Annotated in this window: 17 protein-coding genes and 1 pseudogene; 14 read left to right on the top strand and 4 right to left on the bottom strand. The window is 60.8% G+C overall.

Annotated features, from left to right (window positions below; all coding sequences use genetic code 11):
• The 4 genes and pseudogenes from AC1DX0_RS17250 to AC1DX0_RS17265 all read left to right on the top strand — a co-directional run.
• Positions 1-674 (top strand): ATP-binding cassette domain-containing protein (locus AC1DX0_RS17250; RefSeq protein ID WP_477356197.1); only part of this gene is annotated, 674 nt, incomplete at its 5' end.
• Entirely contained in the window at positions 671-1,666 is a 996-nt protein-coding gene (locus AC1DX0_RS17255) for an ABC transporter permease (RefSeq protein ID WP_477222575.1), read from the top strand. The genes AC1DX0_RS17250 and AC1DX0_RS17255, both read left to right, overlap by 4 nt.
• Positions 1,667-1,676: 10 nt before the next feature.
• Positions 1,677-2,513, top strand: coding sequence for an N-acyl homoserine lactonase family protein (locus tag AC1DX0_RS17260; protein WP_477222576.1), 837 nt, complete (start codon positions 1,677-1,679; stop codon positions 2,511-2,513).
• A 171-nt stretch (positions 2,514-2,684) separates the two neighbouring features.
• Positions 2,685-2,921, top strand: a pseudogene (locus tag AC1DX0_RS17265) (GlxA family transcriptional regulator); the annotation flags it as partial.
• 228 nt (positions 2,922-3,149) lie between these two features.
• On the opposite strand, the gene AC1DX0_RS17270 reads toward AC1DX0_RS17265, so the two are convergent.
• From AC1DX0_RS17270 to AC1DX0_RS17285, 4 genes are all read right to left on the bottom strand, one after another.
• Positions 3,150-3,926, bottom strand: coding sequence for an SDR family oxidoreductase (locus AC1DX0_RS17270; protein ID WP_477222577.1), 777 nt, complete (start codon positions 3,924-3,926; stop codon positions 3,150-3,152).
• Between the two features lie 186 nt (positions 3,927-4,112).
• Positions 4,113-4,880, bottom strand: coding sequence for an SDR family NAD(P)-dependent oxidoreductase (locus AC1DX0_RS17275; RefSeq protein WP_477222578.1), 768 nt, complete (start codon positions 4,878-4,880; stop codon positions 4,113-4,115).
• A 78-nt stretch (positions 4,881-4,958) separates the two neighbouring features.
• A complete protein-coding gene (locus AC1DX0_RS17280) occupies positions 4,959-5,960 on the bottom strand; it encodes a LacI family DNA-binding transcriptional regulator (RefSeq protein WP_477222579.1) in 1,002 nt (333 codons plus the stop codon).
• Between the two features lie 36 nt (positions 5,961-5,996).
• Positions 5,997-6,995, bottom strand: coding sequence for a 4-hydroxythreonine-4-phosphate dehydrogenase PdxA (locus AC1DX0_RS17285; RefSeq protein ID WP_477356199.1), 999 nt, complete (start codon positions 6,993-6,995; stop codon positions 5,997-5,999).
• A 183-nt stretch (positions 6,996-7,178) separates the two neighbouring features.
• Here AC1DX0_RS17285 and AC1DX0_RS17290 point away from each other — a divergent pair, with 183 nt between their 5' ends.
• From AC1DX0_RS17290 to AC1DX0_RS17335, 10 genes are all read left to right on the top strand, one after another.
• Complete coding sequence (locus tag AC1DX0_RS17290) at positions 7,179-8,594, top strand: aldehyde dehydrogenase family protein (RefSeq protein WP_477222581.1); 1,416 nt, start codon at positions 7,179-7,181, stop codon at positions 8,592-8,594.
• Positions 8,595-8,610: 16 nt separating this feature from the next.
• Positions 8,611-9,540 (top strand): 3-hydroxyisobutyrate dehydrogenase, encoded by a 930-nt coding sequence (gene mmsB / locus AC1DX0_RS17295; RefSeq protein ID WP_477222582.1) that lies wholly within the window; start codon positions 8,611-8,613, stop codon positions 9,538-9,540.
• The gene (gene hisD, locus AC1DX0_RS17300; protein ID WP_477222655.1) at positions 9,537-10,844 is read left to right on the top strand and encodes a histidinol dehydrogenase; all 1,308 of its coding nucleotides are present in this window, start codon (positions 9,537-9,539) and stop codon (positions 10,842-10,844) included. The genes mmsB and hisD overlap by 4 nt, the downstream gene beginning before the upstream one ends.
• Before the next feature lie 102 nt (positions 10,845-10,946).
• Positions 10,947-11,831, top strand: coding sequence for an amidohydrolase family protein (locus AC1DX0_RS17305; protein WP_477222656.1), 885 nt, complete (start codon positions 10,947-10,949; stop codon positions 11,829-11,831).
• Positions 11,818-12,741 (top strand): NAD(P)-dependent oxidoreductase, encoded by a 924-nt coding sequence (locus tag AC1DX0_RS17310; RefSeq protein WP_477222583.1) that lies wholly within the window; start codon positions 11,818-11,820, stop codon positions 12,739-12,741. The genes AC1DX0_RS17305 and AC1DX0_RS17310 overlap by 14 nt, the downstream gene beginning before the upstream one ends.
• Positions 12,731-13,645, top strand: a complete 915-nt coding sequence (locus AC1DX0_RS17315; protein WP_477222584.1) for an NAD(P)-dependent oxidoreductase — start codon at positions 12,731-12,733, stop codon at positions 13,643-13,645. Before AC1DX0_RS17310 ends, AC1DX0_RS17315 begins: the two co-directional genes overlap by 11 nt.
• 23 nt (positions 13,646-13,668) lie before the next feature.
• Entirely contained in the window at positions 13,669-14,418 is a 750-nt protein-coding gene (locus AC1DX0_RS17320; protein ID WP_275954858.1) for an SDR family NAD(P)-dependent oxidoreductase, read from the top strand.
• Positions 14,419-14,476: 58 nt separating this feature from the next.
• The gene (locus AC1DX0_RS17325; RefSeq protein ID WP_477222585.1) at positions 14,477-15,097 is read left to right on the top strand and encodes a hypothetical protein; all 621 of its coding nucleotides are present in this window, start codon (positions 14,477-14,479) and stop codon (positions 15,095-15,097) included.
• Positions 15,098-15,124: 27 nt separating this feature from the next.
• A complete protein-coding gene (locus AC1DX0_RS17330) occupies positions 15,125-16,012 on the top strand; it encodes an N-acyl homoserine lactonase family protein (RefSeq protein ID WP_477222586.1) in 888 nt (295 codons plus the stop codon).
• Positions 16,013-16,024: 12 nt separating this feature from the next.
• The coding region (locus AC1DX0_RS17335; protein WP_477356201.1) for an ABC transporter permease at positions 16,025-16,679 on the top strand (655 nt) is incomplete at its 3' end.

The raw sequence follows: 16,679 nt of genomic DNA on the forward strand, positions 1-16,679 counted from the left end.
TCGGCGGCCTGGTCGGTGCCGGACGCAGTGAACTGGTGCGGCTGATCTATGGTGCCGATCGCGCCGACTCGGGCGGTATGATGCTCAAAGGCAAGCCCTACGCGCCGAAATCGCCGCAGGCTGCGGTTGCCGCCGGGCTCGGCTTGGTGCCGGAGGAGCGGCGTACGGAAGGGCTTTTCCTGTCGAAGAGCGTCGCCTTCAATCTTGGTCTGGTCAGTTTGGACAAGCTTGTACTCGGTCGCAGGGTGCCGCTTCTCAGCCGAAAATCGCAGTCCTCGCTCGCGCGCGATACGATGAAGCTGCTGGCGATCAAGGCGGCAAGCGTGGACACCCCTGTTGGCCGGCTCAGCGGCGGCAACCAGCAGAAGGTGGTTATCGGCCGCTGGCTGCGGCGCGCGCCGCACATCCTCATTCTCGATGAACCGACCCGCGGCGTCGATATCGGCGCACGCGCGGAGATCCACCGCCAAATCCGCGACCTCGCGGCGGCCGGCATGGCGGTTCTCGTCATCTCGTCCGAACCCGATGAACTGCCGGACCTTTGCGATCGCGTGCTGGTGATGGCGGAAGGCCTTGTCGTTCGCGAACTGAGCGGCGCATCGGTGTCGCGCTCCGCTATTGTCGAGGCAAGCTACGGTGAGCGGGAGCCATTGACCGAGAGGATGACCACATGAGCGATGTTTCGACCTACAACAGGCGCCTCACACCAAGAGCCAAGTCTGCGCTCGGAATTTTCGCGCGCTACGCGACCATCCTTGGGCTGCTTGCCATGATCGTAGCCTTTTCGATCCTGTCGCCGAAGGCATTCTCGACCCTGGGCAACTTCACCAATGTTCTCAACCAGGCCTCGCTCGCCATGATCATCGCCGGCGGGCTGACATTGGCGGTCGTCGTTGGCGAGCTCGATTTGTCGATCGGCTTTGCCGCCAGTCTGCACGGCATTCTCGTCACCGGCTTCATTGTCCATGACAAGCTGCCGATCCCTTTGGCCATCTTCATCGTGCTCGCCCTTGGCGCGCTGATCGGCCTGGTCAATGGCTTCATCGTCACCAAGATGAAAGTCAATTCGGTGATCGCGACGCTTGGCGTCGGGACCATCATCACGGGTCTCGCCTTCGCCTACTCAGCCGGGGTACCCATCGTTGCCGGCGTACCGGAAGCCTTTCTTCAGCTTTCGCTCGGCCGCTGGCTCTTCGGCATCCCCAACAACATCGTAGTCATGGTCGTTGTGCTAGGCATCCTGTGGGTTCTGGTGGAGCGCACCTCGATCGGGCAAGAGATTCAGGCGGTCGGCGGCAATCCCGCCGCCGCGCGCCTCGCCGGTATCAACGTCGATCGCATCAAGACGCTTGGCTTCGTCACTTCCGGCATGTGCGCCGCCCTTACCGGCATTCTGCTCGCGTCGCGGCTGGGCAGCGGCACGACCAGCGCGGCCGATTCCTATCTGCTGACCGCGTTCGCCGCAGTCTTTCTGGGCTCGGCAACCTTGCGCGATGGCGAGTTCCATGTCCTCGGGACTTTGGTGGGCGCCCTGATCATTGCTTTCGGCTTCAACGGCCTCAACATTTTCGGCGCCCCAACCTTCTCCCAATATGTGTTTCAGGGCGCCATCCTGATCATCGCGGTCGGGCTTTCCAGCCTTGGCCGCTCGCTTGCGGAAAGTTGAGGAGGATCGCATGGGACCGACTGAGCACTGGGAAATCTATGTCATCGAGTTCGCACGATCGAAGAACCAGCCATGGGTCGATCTGGTCAACGGGATGTATGACGACGGCCCCACGGATCTGCCGTTTTCTTTCATCCTGGCGCGCCGCGGCGACCGCAACGTGCTTGTCGACACCGGCTTCATGAAGGACGAAAGCGGCCCGAACTTTTCCGACAAATTTGGCATACCCTGGTGGATTTCCCCCGTTCGCATGCTTGCCGAACTGGGGCTGGCGCCGGGCGATATCACTGACATCATCGTCAGCCATGCGCATTTTGACCATATGGGCTCGATCGATCAGTTTCCCAAAGCCCGCCTCTATCTGCAGAAGCAGGAGTTGCTGTCCTGGCACGAGGCGATGGCGCTGCCGCCGCAATTCGGCTTCCTCACCGCCATCATCGATCCGGACGATCTGCGCGCCGCCTTCGACGCCTCGGTGGAGCACCGCCTGACGTTGGTGGACGGAGACCGCGACGATCTTCTGCCGGGCATCCATGTGAGGCTGGGGCAGGGTCACACGATGGGGCAGCAGTTCGTTATCGTTGAGACGTCGCGCGGCCGCATCGTCCTTTCGGGCGATTGTCTCTACTCATCTCGGCAGATTACTGGCCACAAGCACGACGGTGTCTATCAGCCGCTCAACAATGCCGTCGGGAGCGTTTGGGATCAGCTCAAGACCATCGACCGCATCAACATCGAGATCGGAGGCAACCTCGACCGACTGATTATCCTGCATGATTCCGACCGCTGGAAAGGCCTCCCGGTGATCAAGGAAATCGAAGGATTCCGCATCGTCAAGGCAGCTTAAGATCGGTATTTTTCGAAAAACGGTTGGTTCGAAACCAGCCTTTCAGACTGCGTCTGAACCAGAGCCCGCTCAATCGGAATCGCCATCGCCAGTTGCAGCGCCAGGTGCTGAAATGGTCGTTCGAAACCGGGAGGCTCGAGCTACGCGAGGCCTTTTTTCCGATCTGCCGATCGCCGCGGCGGCCAGTCGCAGTTCTCTACCCTCCTCGAACTGTCGTCGGATCGCACCCAAGTTGCGCTCACCTATGGCCTGCACAAGCCGCTGACCGTTCCCGATTTTGCTGAGGCCGCTCATCTCAGCCCCCGGCAGTTCAGTCAAGCCTTCCATGATGAGGCGGGCCAATCTCCGGCCAAGACGGTCGAGAACCTGCGGGGCGAGGCAGCGCGGAGGCGACGCCCGCAGCATCGGTGCGAGCGAGGCTGCAACTCTTCTGACTTCAGCGATGGCCGACCGAGGGTGGAATTGCTGGAGTTTTCGTTCTCGGCTTCGATATCGCGGATGGTCACCACACGGCGCATTTCGACTTTGATGAGACCATACTTGCTCGCGGTACTTTGTTGTTGAGCGGCTTGCTCGCCGCGGTCTTGTCCATCGGTTGAACTTCTGTTGGCAACCGGCCAGGAAACGCCGCGCGCGTCACACCACAATCGGCACCGACGCGCCATCCATGTTGATAACAACACCGGTCACGTAGCTCGCTTTCGCGGAACACAGGAAGGCGACGAACGATGCGATTTCGGCGGGATCGGCCAATCTGCCGATGGGTATGGAGTCTGTCGCCTGGCGCAGGGCTTCCTGCTCGCTGATCCCCTGGCTTGCCGCAACCGCTTTCATTCCTTCACTCACCCGACCTGTTTGCGTGAGACCGGGATTGAGCCCAACAATGCGCACGCCGCGACCGGCATAGGCGTTTGCGAGGCCGACCGTTGCCAGCATCAGCGCCGCGTTGGCGGCGCCGCCAGCCAGATGGGTCGGCGAGGCGACTTTGCCGCCATTTCCGATGATGTTGACGATCACGCCCGAGCCGCGGTCAGCCATCTTCTTGACCACTGGATCGATGACGTTGATGTAGGGAAAATACTTGTCATCCATCGCTGCCCGCCAGGCTTGCGGACTGAGGTCCTGTACAGGCGTGCGCTTTGCGGCCCCGGCGCTGTTGACGAGGATGTCGAAGGGACCGACGTCCCGCCACATCCTGTCCACAGCCTCTTTCGCGTCATCGCCCGATCCCAAATCCACGGCGATACCAACCGCACCTGGAAGCACGGAAAGGGCGGCATCGATGTTGGACGGCGAGCGGGAGCAGATGACGATCCTTGCACCTTCCGCCGCGAGCAACTTGGCGCAAGCGAGCCCTATGCCTTTGGAGCCTCCCGATACCAATGCAATCTTGCCTTCAAGGCCGAGGTCCATGTGCATTCCTTCCCGATAGCTACGGCTCCGATCCAATCAATCTGGGCCCTGTTCGCCAGCCGCAAGGATCATTCCTGGCTAGCATGCAAAAACTGCTGAATAACACTTTCGAGCGCCGTTTCTGAATCGTGCTTTCATTCTCAGTTCGCGTGTCCCGTCCAGATCATGCGCCCCTCCAGCAGGCTCCTAGTCCGCGGTCCAACCGCCGTCGATGACCATGGACGACCCCGTCATGAGAGAGGATGCATCGGACGCCAGGAAGACAACCGCCCCGGTTATGTCGTCGACATGACCGATGCGGCCCAGCTTTATTTTGGAGAGCACCTGCGCCCTGAAGGCCTCATTCTTGAGAAAATTCTGAGCGAGCGGCGTTTCGACAAACGTAGGGCAGACGGTGTTGACACGGATCTTGTATGGAGCCAGGTCGATTGCCGCCGCCTTGGTCATGCCCTCCATGGCCCACTTCGAGGCGCAGTAGACGCTGCGCGTCGCGGCACCGACATGGCCCATCTGCGACGACATGTTTATGATGCTGCCACTCACGCCTTGCTCGACCATGCGTCGCGCGACGATCTGCGCAACAAAGAAGGAAGCACGCAGATTGAGGCCCATGATATCATCGAAATCGGCCTGCGTTACATCAAGGAATGGGTTGGTGCGGTTCATCCCGGCATTGTTGACCAGCACATGAAAAGCTGACCTGTGTGACACTGCTTCACTCACTGCTTCAACGTCCCGGATATCGAGAGCGATGGCTTCGGCTCGTCCGCCCGAGCGAGTGATATTGGCCGCGGCAGCCTCCACCTCGCTCAATGTGCGAGCGGCCAGAACAACCTCGGCCCCATAGTGGGCGAGCGCATGTGCGGCAGCCAGTCCCAAACCCCGTCCGGCTCCCGTAATGAGCGCTCGTTTTCCGTCCAGCCTGAAATTTGGCGCGACTTGATTTTCCTCCATAAACCGTTCTCCATTTCTTTGAACTGGGAATACGTATGCGCACGCTTTGGCTAAATTAGTATCTGGCGTTTGATCAGTTCAGGTGGTTGCAGGACCGATGTTGGTAGAGCCGCGAATGATCAGTTCGCCGGGTATGCGAATAGCCGCCGGTGGAAAGTCTGCCGGATCAAACAGCAGGGACAGGGACCGCCCCACCATCGCCTCGATCGGCTGGCGGAAGGTGGTGAGGTCGTATGCCGGCCAGGCGGCCGAGGGAATGTCATCGAAGCCCACGATCGAAACATCGCGCGGAACTTTCAGCCCAAGCCCGAAGCGCGCGGCATCCAGTGCGCCAAGCGCCATGACATCGGCGATACAGAAGATAGCGTCTGGCGGACTCGGGCCGGAAAGCAGATTGATTGCTGCCCGGTAGCCCCCGCCATAGGTGTTTTCGCCGAATTGCTCGCCAAGGATTTGGAGGCCGTGGCGGCGCAATTCATCTTGAAACCCGGCGCTGCGTTCGCGGTGGGTCGACGTGTCAGGGCGGCCCCCGATAAGGGCTATGCGCCTATGTCCTGCAGCAACAAGAAGGGCGGCAACTTCGATGGAAGCCGACCTGTTCTCACAACACACCGAATTGATCGAAAAGTCGTCGACGGAGCGATTGAATAAAACCACCCGAGTGTTCCTATTGTGCAGAATGTCGCGCATTCGCGACGACAACACCGCTGACGTCACGATCAAACCGTCGATCTCGTATTGGAGCATCGATGGCAGCACGTCGTCGACTTCAAAACCCTTCGGTACGGAAAGCAACAGGAGCTGCTTGCCCATGGCATTGAGCTTCTGAGTGTAGATTTCCAGGACGGCCGGGTAGAACGGATTGAGGATGTCGGCCATGATCAGGCCAACCATATTTGTCTTCTTCGTCTGCAGGCTGCGCGCGATCCCATTTGGCGTGTAGCCCAATCGCTCTGCGGTCTTGCGGATCTTCTTCTTCGTCTCCTCCGAGATTCTCCCATCACCGGCAAGCGCGCGAGAAACCGTCGATTGCGATACGCCAGCCTCCCGCGCGACATCCACCGAAGTTGACCGTCTCATGTATTGGATCCTTGCGCAAATCAGCTTTTGCGCCTGTTATGCTGCCTTGCCCGCAGCAATAGCAAGACGATGCGCGAGATCAAACGCTGCTGTCAGGCCGGCGGGGTCGGCGCGATTTTGTCCGACGATGTCGTAGGCTGTTCCTTGTGAGGCGGTAACGATTGGCAGCGGCAATCCGCCAAGAACGGTCGAGGTATTGGCGAAACCGAGCGTCTTTAGCGCGATCTGGCCCTGATCATGGAACATGGTGACGATCAGGTCGAGCTTCTCCGGCCCCACGCGCAGAAAGACGGTATCAGCCGGATAGAGGCCTGCGACATCGTATCCAAGCTGCCTTAGCCTTTCGATAGCGGGAAGGATAATCTCGATCTCTTCAGTGCCCATTGCGCCGCCTTCTCCCAGATGCGGGTTAAGGCCGGCAACGGCTATTCTCGCACGTTTGCCGCTTGATGATTCGACCGCCTTGGCGCCCGCCACGGTGGCCGCAACGATGGACTCCACGGAGATGTTGTCGGCCACGGCGCGAAGCGGGATATGCGAGGTTACGCGGGCGGTCCAAAGAGCGCCCTGGTTATTCATTTCGCAGCAGAAGCCGGTAACACCGAGGCGGCTCGAGAAAAAATGCAGTTCGTCGATCGCCTTGTGACCGGCCAGCCACATCGCCTGCTTGTTGAGCGGACCATAGACAATCGCATCGAGCTGCCCTGCCCCGGCCGCGTCTGCTGCACTCTCCAGCGCCGCGAGCGTGGCAGTTCCGGCCTCCGCGCTCGCCACGCCGGGTTTGTAGCCGCCTCGATCCAGACCTGAAATCAGCGCCACGCCGCCATGCTCCGGAACCRATGAAACGCTGTCGGCGACCAGGATTTCAGCATCGAGACCGGCGATGCGCATTCCGTCGCGAAAGCTCCCTTCCCCACAAAAGATGGCAACGCGAAGGTCGCTCAGGCGCCTCTTTGCATTGACTAGTTTGGCGCAAAGTTCGGGACCGACACCGGATGGGTCGCCGGCCACGAGACCGATTGTTGTCACAGACATTTCTCGCTCCTGTTTGACAAGCTTGTTTCAAATGTCTAACAGAGTGCATACGTATGCTCAATCAAAAACCGATAGAAGCCACTTCGTATGAACGCCTTTGCAACAGACTCGCTTGAAACGCGCATCGCCGCACAATCGGCCGAAGCGAGCCGCCTTTCGGGCCAGATCGTTTATGGAGGTCGATTGAGGAAGGCGCTCACACACGCGCAGTTCGATGTCGAGAACCCGGCGACCGAAGAGGTCATTGGGTACGCGCCCCGCTGCGGTGCCGAAGATGTCGATGCCGCAGTCGATGCGGCCTCTTTGGCATTCCGGTCGTGGTCGGCCCTGCCGGCGAGAGAGCGCGGCGCCCTGCTCATTCGGGCAGCCGATCATCTCGACGGTTTCCGCGAAGACATTGCACGGCTGTCGTCCCTGGAGACAGGCAACGCGCTGCCAACCCAATCGCGCAATGAAGCGCGCACCATGGTCGATATACTGCGCTATTTCGGCGGCTTGGCTGGAGAGATCAACGGCCAGACCTATCCGCCCGATCCTGGCCGGCTGCTCTATACGCGGCGTGAGGCGCTTGGCGTCGTTGGCGCGATCATTCCGTGGAATGCACCGCTGATGCAGCTTGCCAGCAAGATCGCCCCGGCACTCGCCGCGGGCAACACCGTCGTGCTAAAGCCGGCCGAGCAAGCACCCTTGGCAGTGCTTCGGGTGTTCGAACTGCTGCAGGCGGTTCTGCCACCCGGCGTCGCGAACGCAATCACCGGGCTCGGCGAGGAAGCAGGTCGCCTGCTTTGCCAACATCCGGCTGTACGCAAGATCAGCTTCACCGGATCGAGCGCCGTCGGCGCCTTGATCATGCACTACGCCGCCGACAAGATCATACCAGTCACAGCCGAACTCGGTGGCAAGAATCCGAACATCGTCCTGGCTGATGCCAATGTCGATCGCGCGGCGCGTGGCATTCTGCAGGGGCTTCGGCTTCAGCGTCAGGGCCAGTCGTGTTCCGCCGGTACGCGGATCTATATCCACGACGCCATCTATGATGCGGTGATCGAGCGCGTCCTGGCCGGCATTCAGTCTTTTCGGGTTGGAAACCCGCTGGATGAAGTGACACAGGTGGGCTGTATCGTATCGCGCAAGCAGTTCGATCGCGTCGAACGCTATATCGAAATGGCGCGGCAGACGCCGGGTGCCCGTATCCTTTGCGGCGGCCAGCGTCCCGAAGGTCTCGACAAGGGTTACTACTACTCGACGACGCTGATCGAGGGCGTTCCCGCAAGTTCACCCGTTTGCCGCGACGAAATCTTCGGGCCAGTCGCGACCGTCTCGCGCTTTACCGATTTCGAGACCGTGCTGCAGGAGGCCAACGATACGCCTTACGGCCTCGCGGCAACGATTTTCACGGAAAACCTCCCGGCGGCGTTCGACTTCGTGTCGCGCATCGACGCCGGCTTCGTGCAGGTCAACCAGTTTGCCGTCGCGGAAGCCAACATCGAATATGGGGGGACGAAAATGAGCGGCATGGGACGTGAGCTCTCGCTGGCAAGCATGGTCCAGCACTTCACCTGGTCGAAGACCGTCATCGTCAACACGTCGGCTGCCTGACCGGGAGAATGCTCAAGTGAAAACCGTCGCTTTCCTTGGTCTTGGCAATATGGGTCAACCAATGACCCGCAATCTGGTCCAAGCTGGCTTTCCAGTCATTGGCTTCGATCCGTCTTCGGCGGCGCTCGACGCGGCTGAGAAGCAGGGCGTGCAGCGTGCGGCCTCCGCCGCCGAGGCGGCTTCGTCGGCCGATGTGGTTATCACCATGCTTCCGACCGGAGACAATGTCCGCGACGCCTATCTTGGAGCGTCGGGTCTCATCGCGGTATCCCGCAAGGGTGCGCTGCTGATGGATAGCAGCACGATTTCGTCGACCGTTACCGTGGAAATCGCGACTGCCGCCCGCGCGGCGGGACGGCGCATGATCGACGCACCGGTTTCGGGTGGGACGCCTCGAGCTCATTTGGGCAGCCTGACTTTCATGGTCGGCGGCGAAGCCGCGGATGTCGAGGAGGCCCGACCACTGCTCGAGGCGATGGGCCAGCGCATCTACCATGTCGGAGCATCGGGAGCGGGCCATACGGCAAAGCTCTGCAACAATATCTTGTCGGGCATCTGCATGGCGGGAACCGTCGAGGCGCTGGCACTCGGTGTCGCCAATGGTCTCGACCCAGCTGTGCTGAGTGATGTCATGCGCAACTCCTCGGGCAACAACTACGCGCTCGAGCGCTATCACCCATTCCCGGGCCTGATGGAGAATGTGCCCTCTGCCAACGGTTTTGCCGGCGGTTTCCGCTCGGATTTCCAGTTGAAGGACATGCGGCTCGCCAAGGAATTGGCGAACAGCTCGAAAGTCCTGGCAGCGATGGGCAATCTGGCAACAGAGCTCTTCGCCATCCATTGCCAGAACGGACATGCCGGCGAGGACTATTCGAGCATCATCAAACTGGCGCTCGATCTCGACAGCTACTTCGAAGGCAGGACGACGGAAGGAGCGACCAAGTGATCCGCAAGCTCAAAGAGGGGCGCGATCCGAGCGCCGTGGCAGCCGATCAGGCCACCGTCAGAGCCACTGTAGAAGGCATCATCGCCGATGTCCGTGCGCGTGGTGATGTTGCGGTTCGCGAGCTTTCGATCCGCTTCGACAAATGGGACCGCAACGATTTTCGCCTTACCGATGCGGAGATACGCGCCTGCCTTGCGGAACTGTCCGAACAGAACCTGAGCGACATCCGCTTCGCGCAGGAACAGGTTCGCAACTTCGCGCAGCATCAGCGCGAAGCGTTGCGCGATATCGAGATCGAAACCTTGCCCGGCGTTGTTCTTGGGCACAAGAACATCCCCGTTCAGTCCGTCGGCTGCTATGTGCCAGGCGGAAAATATCCATTGCTGGCCTCGGCCCATATGTCGGTCATTACGGCCAAGGTTGCCGGCGTGCCGCGCATCGTTACGGCTGCGCCGCCTTATGAGGGGCGACCTGCCGCGGCGATCGTTGCCGCCCAGCACCTGGCAGGCGCGGATGAAATTTACTGTCTCGGCGGTGTGCAGGCCGTAGCCGCCATGGCACTGGGCACACAAAGCATCCAGTCGGTCGCCATGCTGGTCGGTCCAGGCAACGCCTTTGTGGCGGAGGCCAAGCGCCAGCTCTATGGGCAGGTCGGCATCGATCTCTTCGCCGGTCCGACGGAAACCCTGGTCATTGCCGATGACAGCGTCGACGCCGAGCTATGCGCGACCGATCTTCTCGGCCAGGCCGAGCATGGCCCCAACTCACCGGCAATCTTGCTGACAAATTCAGAGGCCCTCGCCAAAGCCACGATCGCAGAGGTCGAAAGGTTGCTGAACATCCTGCCGACTGCCGTCGTCGCCCGTCGCGCATGGGAGGATTACGGCCAGGTGATCCTGTGTTCGACAGAGGACGAAATGGTCGGTGAAGCAAACCGCATCGCATCGGAACATGTGCAGGTGATGACTCGCGATCCGGATATCTTCCTCGAGCGGATGACGAACTACGGGGCGCTATTTCTCGGGCCGCGAACCAATGTCGCCTATGGCGACAAGGTGATTGGAACCAACCACACACTGCCGACGGCGGGAGCCGCCCGTTACACCGGCGGCCTTTGGGTCGGCAAGTTCCTGAAGACCGTTACCTATCAACGCGTCCTGACCGATGAGGCCTCGGCAATGATCGGCGAATACTGTTGGCGCCTTTGCATACTTGAAGGATTCGCCGGCCATGCCGAGCAGGCAAACGTTCGTGTTCGTCGCTATGGCGGGCGCAACGTCCCCTATGCGGCCGCCGCTGAATAAATCGCGATAAATCGCGGCGACGACTGCGGATGCCGGAAGAGGAGCTGGCATCCAATCTGAGACGGGTCGTCCCGAGACGGAGAGGAGACAGACGTGACTGATATGCCAATGGTGGATGCTCACGTCCACTTCTGGAATCCCGAGCAGAACTATTATCCGTGGCTCAACGATCGGCCGCTGATTCCATTCCGCTATGGCGACTACTCCTCGATATGCCGGCCGTATCTGCCGGCCGACTACAAGCGGGACGCTGCCGGCCACCACGTTGTCAAGACGGTCTATATCGAAGCCGAGTGGGATCCGAGTGATCCAATCGGCGAGATGGAATATATCGCCTCCCTTCGTCGTGAGACGGGGTGGCCTAACGTCGCTGTCGGCCAGGCATGGCTCGACCGGGACGACCGCGCCCAGGTGCTGGAGCGGCTGGCCGGTTTCGGCTTCGTACGCGGCCTGCGTCACAAGCCGAAATCCAATCCCAAGCCCGGCTCAGCCGCTCCAGGCAGCATGGTCGACCCGCATTGGGTCGAAGGTTTCGCCATGCTGTCCAGCTATGGTTTGCGGTTCGATCTGCAGACACCATGGTGGCATCTGCCCGAGGCGTGCACGCTCGCCGACCGCTTCCCGCAGACGCAGATCATCCTGCTGCATTCAGGGCTGCCGGCCGATCGCAGTGCCGAGGGGATTGCCGGCTGGAAGGCGGCAATGACCGAATTCGCCAAGCGGCCGAACGTGGCGGTGAAGATCTCCGGCATCGGCCTGCCTGGCCAGCGTTGGACGGTCGCCAACAACCGCGACATTGTGAGGTCGATCATCGAGATTTACGGCGTCGAGCGCTGCATGTTCGGGAGCAATTTCCCGGTCGACAGTGTGTGCGGCACGCTCGATACGATCTTTGGTGGCTACAAGGAGATCACGGCGGATCTCGGACCCGAAGCGCAAAAGCGCCTGTTCCACGACAATGCGGTCCAATTCTATGACATCCGGTAAGCCGCGCCTTGCCTATATCGGCGTCGGCCTGATGGGCGGACCCATGGCCGCGCGCCTTGCAGGGCTTGGCTACAAGCTACGAGTCTTCGACGCGGATGCTGGCCGGCAAGCTGCGGCTATGGCTTCGGGTGCAGTTGGCGCTGCGTCGCCAGAAGACTGTGTCGAGGACGCGGATCTCGTGCTCCTCAACCTGCCGTCGCAGGCGGCGGTCGAAACCGTGGTGTTTGGCCAAGCGGGCCTGACGGATGCTCTCCTGTCACCACAGATCGTGGTGGATTTCTCAACCGTGTCGCCGGATTTCTGCCGGTCCATCGGTTCGCGCGTCCAACAGGCTACGGGATGCGAATGGATCGACGCTCCGGTTTCGGGTGGTCCCTCGGCGGCAGGCGAAGGCACACTGACGATCATGGCCGGCGGCTCGGATTGGGCGATCGCACGCATCCGTTCCTTGACCCAGGACATCGGCCGGCAGTTCACCCATGTCGGACAGACAGGCATGGGTTCGGTTGCCAAGATGATCGCGCAGCTCGTGGTCGGCACCAATTATGCTGTTCTGGCCGAGGCCGTGCGCCTCGCTGAAGCGGCAGGAATGGATGCCGCGCTGCTGCCCGAATGCGTGAAATACGGCCATGCCGACGGCGTTCTGATGCAACAGCTCTATCCACGTATCGCCGCACATGATTTCGCGCCGCGGGCCTATGCGCGTCAGCTGCTGAAAGACCTCGATATGGTGCAGGAGCTCGCCCGTAGTTCAGGCACGGCAACCCCAATGTCCGGCCAAGCCGCCCAGCTCTTTCGTCTGCTTGTCACCGCCGGCCACGGCGACATCGACGGCACCGGCATCTATCGCCTCTACGAAGGCGCGTCGTCACATCTTACAGCGATCGGGGAGAGCGCGCGTGCCCAGTAATTCTTACGGATTCGTCGGTCTCGGTGCGATGGGCATGCCCATGGTCAGCAAGGCTCTGGCAGCCCAGTTCGACATCCACATCTTCGATACAAACGCTGCGGCCGTCGACGTGCTTGTCGCGCAGGGAGCAAAGCGGCAAGACAGCGCCGCCGCGGTCGCCAATGCGGTCGAGACGGTCTTCGTCAGCCTGCCAAACGCACCGATCGTCGAGGCCGTCGCACTGGGTGAGGCCGGCCTTATCCATGGCAAACGCATCAAGCACTATATCGATCTCTCGACCACCGGCCCGACAATGGCGCGCAAGGTCGGTGATGCGATGGCGGAACGCGGCGTTTCGGTGCTGGATGCGCCTGTCAGCGGCGGACCAATAGGCGTCCGCAACGAGACGCTGGCGGTCATGGCGTCGGGGTCGGAGCAGACACTGGAACGGGCACGACCGTTCCTGGCAACATTTGCAAAGACTTTTGTCCATCTCGGCCCGGACGTCGGCAAGGCACAGATCCTCAAGCTCGCCAATAATCTTCTCACCGCAACCAACATGGTGATCGTTGGCGAAGCGCTGGCATTCGCCGAAAAGGGCGGTATCGAGCCCGAGGATCTGTTCCGGATCATCAATGCCGGCTCAGGCCGGTCCTGGGTGTCGGAGATCGCCTATCCAAAGCATGTGGTGACACGCCGCTACGACCAGAATTTTCGCACCGAGCTCATGCACAAGGACGTGACGCTTTGCATGCAGGAAGCCGAGCGTATGGGCGTGCCAATGTGGCTCGGGGCCAACGTCCGCCAGTTCTGGCAGTTCGCCATGACGCAAGGCATGGCCGACGCCGATTGCTCGCGCATCGCGGCCCTCATCGAGGGTTGGGCAGGCCTGAATATCGAAGACGCGGCCGAGGCCGCCGAATGAATTCATATGGGGAGGAGTACACCGTGATGCTGAACGACAAGACCGCCATTATCACAGGCGCCGCCTCGCCGCGCGGCATAGGCAAGGCCACGGCCCGGCGGTTTGCCGCGCAGGGCTGCCGCGTGGCGATCTTCGACCTCGACGAAGAGGCCGCCATGAATGCGGCCCGCGACATCGGCTCCGAACACATCGGCGTGGCTTGCGATGTCCGGGACCCTGCTTTTTGCCGCAAGGCAGTTGGTGACGTCATGGCCCGCTTCGGACATGTCGACATCCTGGTCAACAATGCCGGCATCAGCCAACCAGACCGGCTGATGGATATCACCCAGGAGAATTTCGACCTGGTCATCGATTCCAGCCTGCGTGGCAGCCTGAACATGGCCCAGGCTACCGTGCCTTCGATGATCGAACGGCGCTCCGGCGCGATCGTTTCGATCGGCTCGATCGCGGCCCAGATCGGCGGCGGCATTTTCGGCGGACCGCATTATTCCGCCGCCAAGGGCGGCATCCACAGCCTCACCAAATCGATGGCGCGTGAACTGGCGCAGCACAATATCCGCGTCAACGCGATAGCCCCCGGCACGATCGACACGGACATCTTTGGCGACAAGCTGACCGAAGACAAGCGACGCGACATCGTCGTGAACATCCCGCTGGGCCGGCTCGGGACGGCTGACGATATCGCAAAAGCCTGCCTGTTCCTGGTCTCGGACCTGTCCGACTACGTGACGGGACTCATTCTCGACGTGAACGGCGGCCGATTCATGCACTGAAAAGACAGTCCGCACGGGCCTGCGGATCGATGCGACGACGAACATTTGGAGGCGACGCATGCTCAGGATCAATTCCGGACAAGATGAGGCGCCGTTAGCGCATGGGACGGCGCGGCAAACGTATGGTCACGAATTTCCGGCGCCGTCTTCGCGCATCGACGGTGTGCACCCTCCCACCTGTTCGATATGGGACACCCCCCACGAGTCCCAGCCCGATGCGTTATTGAAGTCGGGGATCGCCGATGAAGCAATTGCCTTGTACCTGGCTGACACCCGACCGCTCTACGACGCCGCCAAGCGTTGCGTCGGTCAGCTTTCGGGTATCCTGCTTCTGCTGCAAACCGACAGCCTTGACCGCAACCGCAATGATCTGCTGCTGGCGTCGGTCTCTCGGCAATTGCGCGAGGCAACCGATCGGTTGGGGGCGGTAAAGGCACCTCCGACAGCGGCGCGTCATCAAGCCGCGTTCGCCGATCTGCTTGTGTTTCTCAGCCGGATACTCTCGCGGCTTGATCGTCTCGCCGATCTCATCGATCCGGCAAGTCCCGACCTCGATGCCGTCGTTGACGCGCTCTTTTCCGCGCAGCGGTCGCTGCTGACGGTTTCGCAACCTTCCGCGGGACTGACGCCGGTCGACTTCACGGCAGCCTGTTGCAACTGCCGGCCCGCGAAAAATTGACCGTCTGGATCAAGGGAGGAAAAATCGGTGTCACTCTATTCGATCTACGTCCTCGAGTACGGCTACGTGCCTGAATACCACAAGAGCGGCGTCATCTACGGCGCTCACAATGAGGGCTATGTGAAGCTGCCCTACTGCTACGCCGTCATCAAGGGAGACGGTTGGGCTGCGATGGTCGACGTCGGTTACAACGATCGCGACTACGGCAACTATCTCGGCACTCTGTTCAACGTCCAGAACTGGCGCGGACCGCGCGAGGTTCTTGCCGAAATCGGATTGACGCCGGAAGACATCAACGCGGTCTTCATCACACACGCGCATTTCGATCATTTCGGCAATGTCGATGCATTTCCCAATGCCACCTTCTACGTCCAGAAGAAGGAACTGCAGGAATGGATCTGGGCAATGTCGCTGCCGGACCGCATGCGCTGGATCCTGTCCGGCATCGATACGGCGGATATCCTGCGCGGTGTGCAGCTGGCGCGCGACAAACGCCTCATCGCGGTCGATGGCGCCATGGACAACGTCTTCCCCGGCATCGATCTTCACGTCGCCTATGACAGCCACACCTTCGCATGCATGTGGGTGACGGTGCGCAATGATGGCAAGACGGATTCCCAGGACACCTGGGTGCTTGCCGGTGATCTTGTTTACCAGTTCGAGAACCTGAACGGCGCCTCCGAACAGCTCAAGATCGACGACATGTATCTCCCGGTCGGCCTTGCCACCGGCAGCCAGATCAATCTGATCATGGCCACCGAAGCCATGATGAAACAGGTCGGTCATGAGTCTCGACGGGTCATACCCGTTCACGAGTCGCGGCTCGAACAGACATTCCCGTCCCGGCTCTCCAGCCAGAAGCTGCGCATCAGCGAAATCTGTCTGGCCAGCGGAGCAAGATCCGCACTGCTTTAACCAACAAGTTCAATGCCGCGAATCCGCAGAAGGACAAGACACGTGGAAAAGCCTTCAGAGAAGCCAAAGCCGGTCACGGCCTTAGGAGAAGGTGCATCCGGACCGAGCAGTTGGTTTGCCTCAGCTGGCGGGCCGACCGCGGGTATCGCGGCGGCAACGCTGGTCCTGTTCGTCTTCGGCGGCCTGATCGCCCCGCAAAGTCTTGGCACCGGAGCGATGAGCGGAATGCTTCCCTTTGCCGCGATCCTGGCCCTGGTCAGCCTGGGTCAGACACTCGTCATCCAGCAGGGCGGCATCGATCTGTCCGTGCCGGGGATGGTTTCGCTCAGCGCTGTCATCGTCTGTTACTTCTCGGAGAGCCAACCGAATGCCGAGGGCAGTGTCGTCCTGGCACTCTTTTACGCTTTCGCCGCTGCAGCTGTAGCGGGGCTGATCAGCGGCCTGCTCGTCAGCAAGGTTCGTGTTGCGCCCATCGTGGCCACGATCGGCATGAACGCGCTGCTCTATGGCATGAACGTCAAGATTTCGGGCGGCACGCCGGTGTCGGTACCCGGGTCGATAGCGGCATTCGCCAACGGCAAGATATTTGGCATCACGCAGCTCGCCTATTTGGCAGTAGCGATGGCTATTGTCGTCATTTTCGTCGTCAAGGCGACCACCTTCGGGC

The sequence above is a fragment of the Mesorhizobium sp. P3_A9 genome (assembly GCF_056402975.1).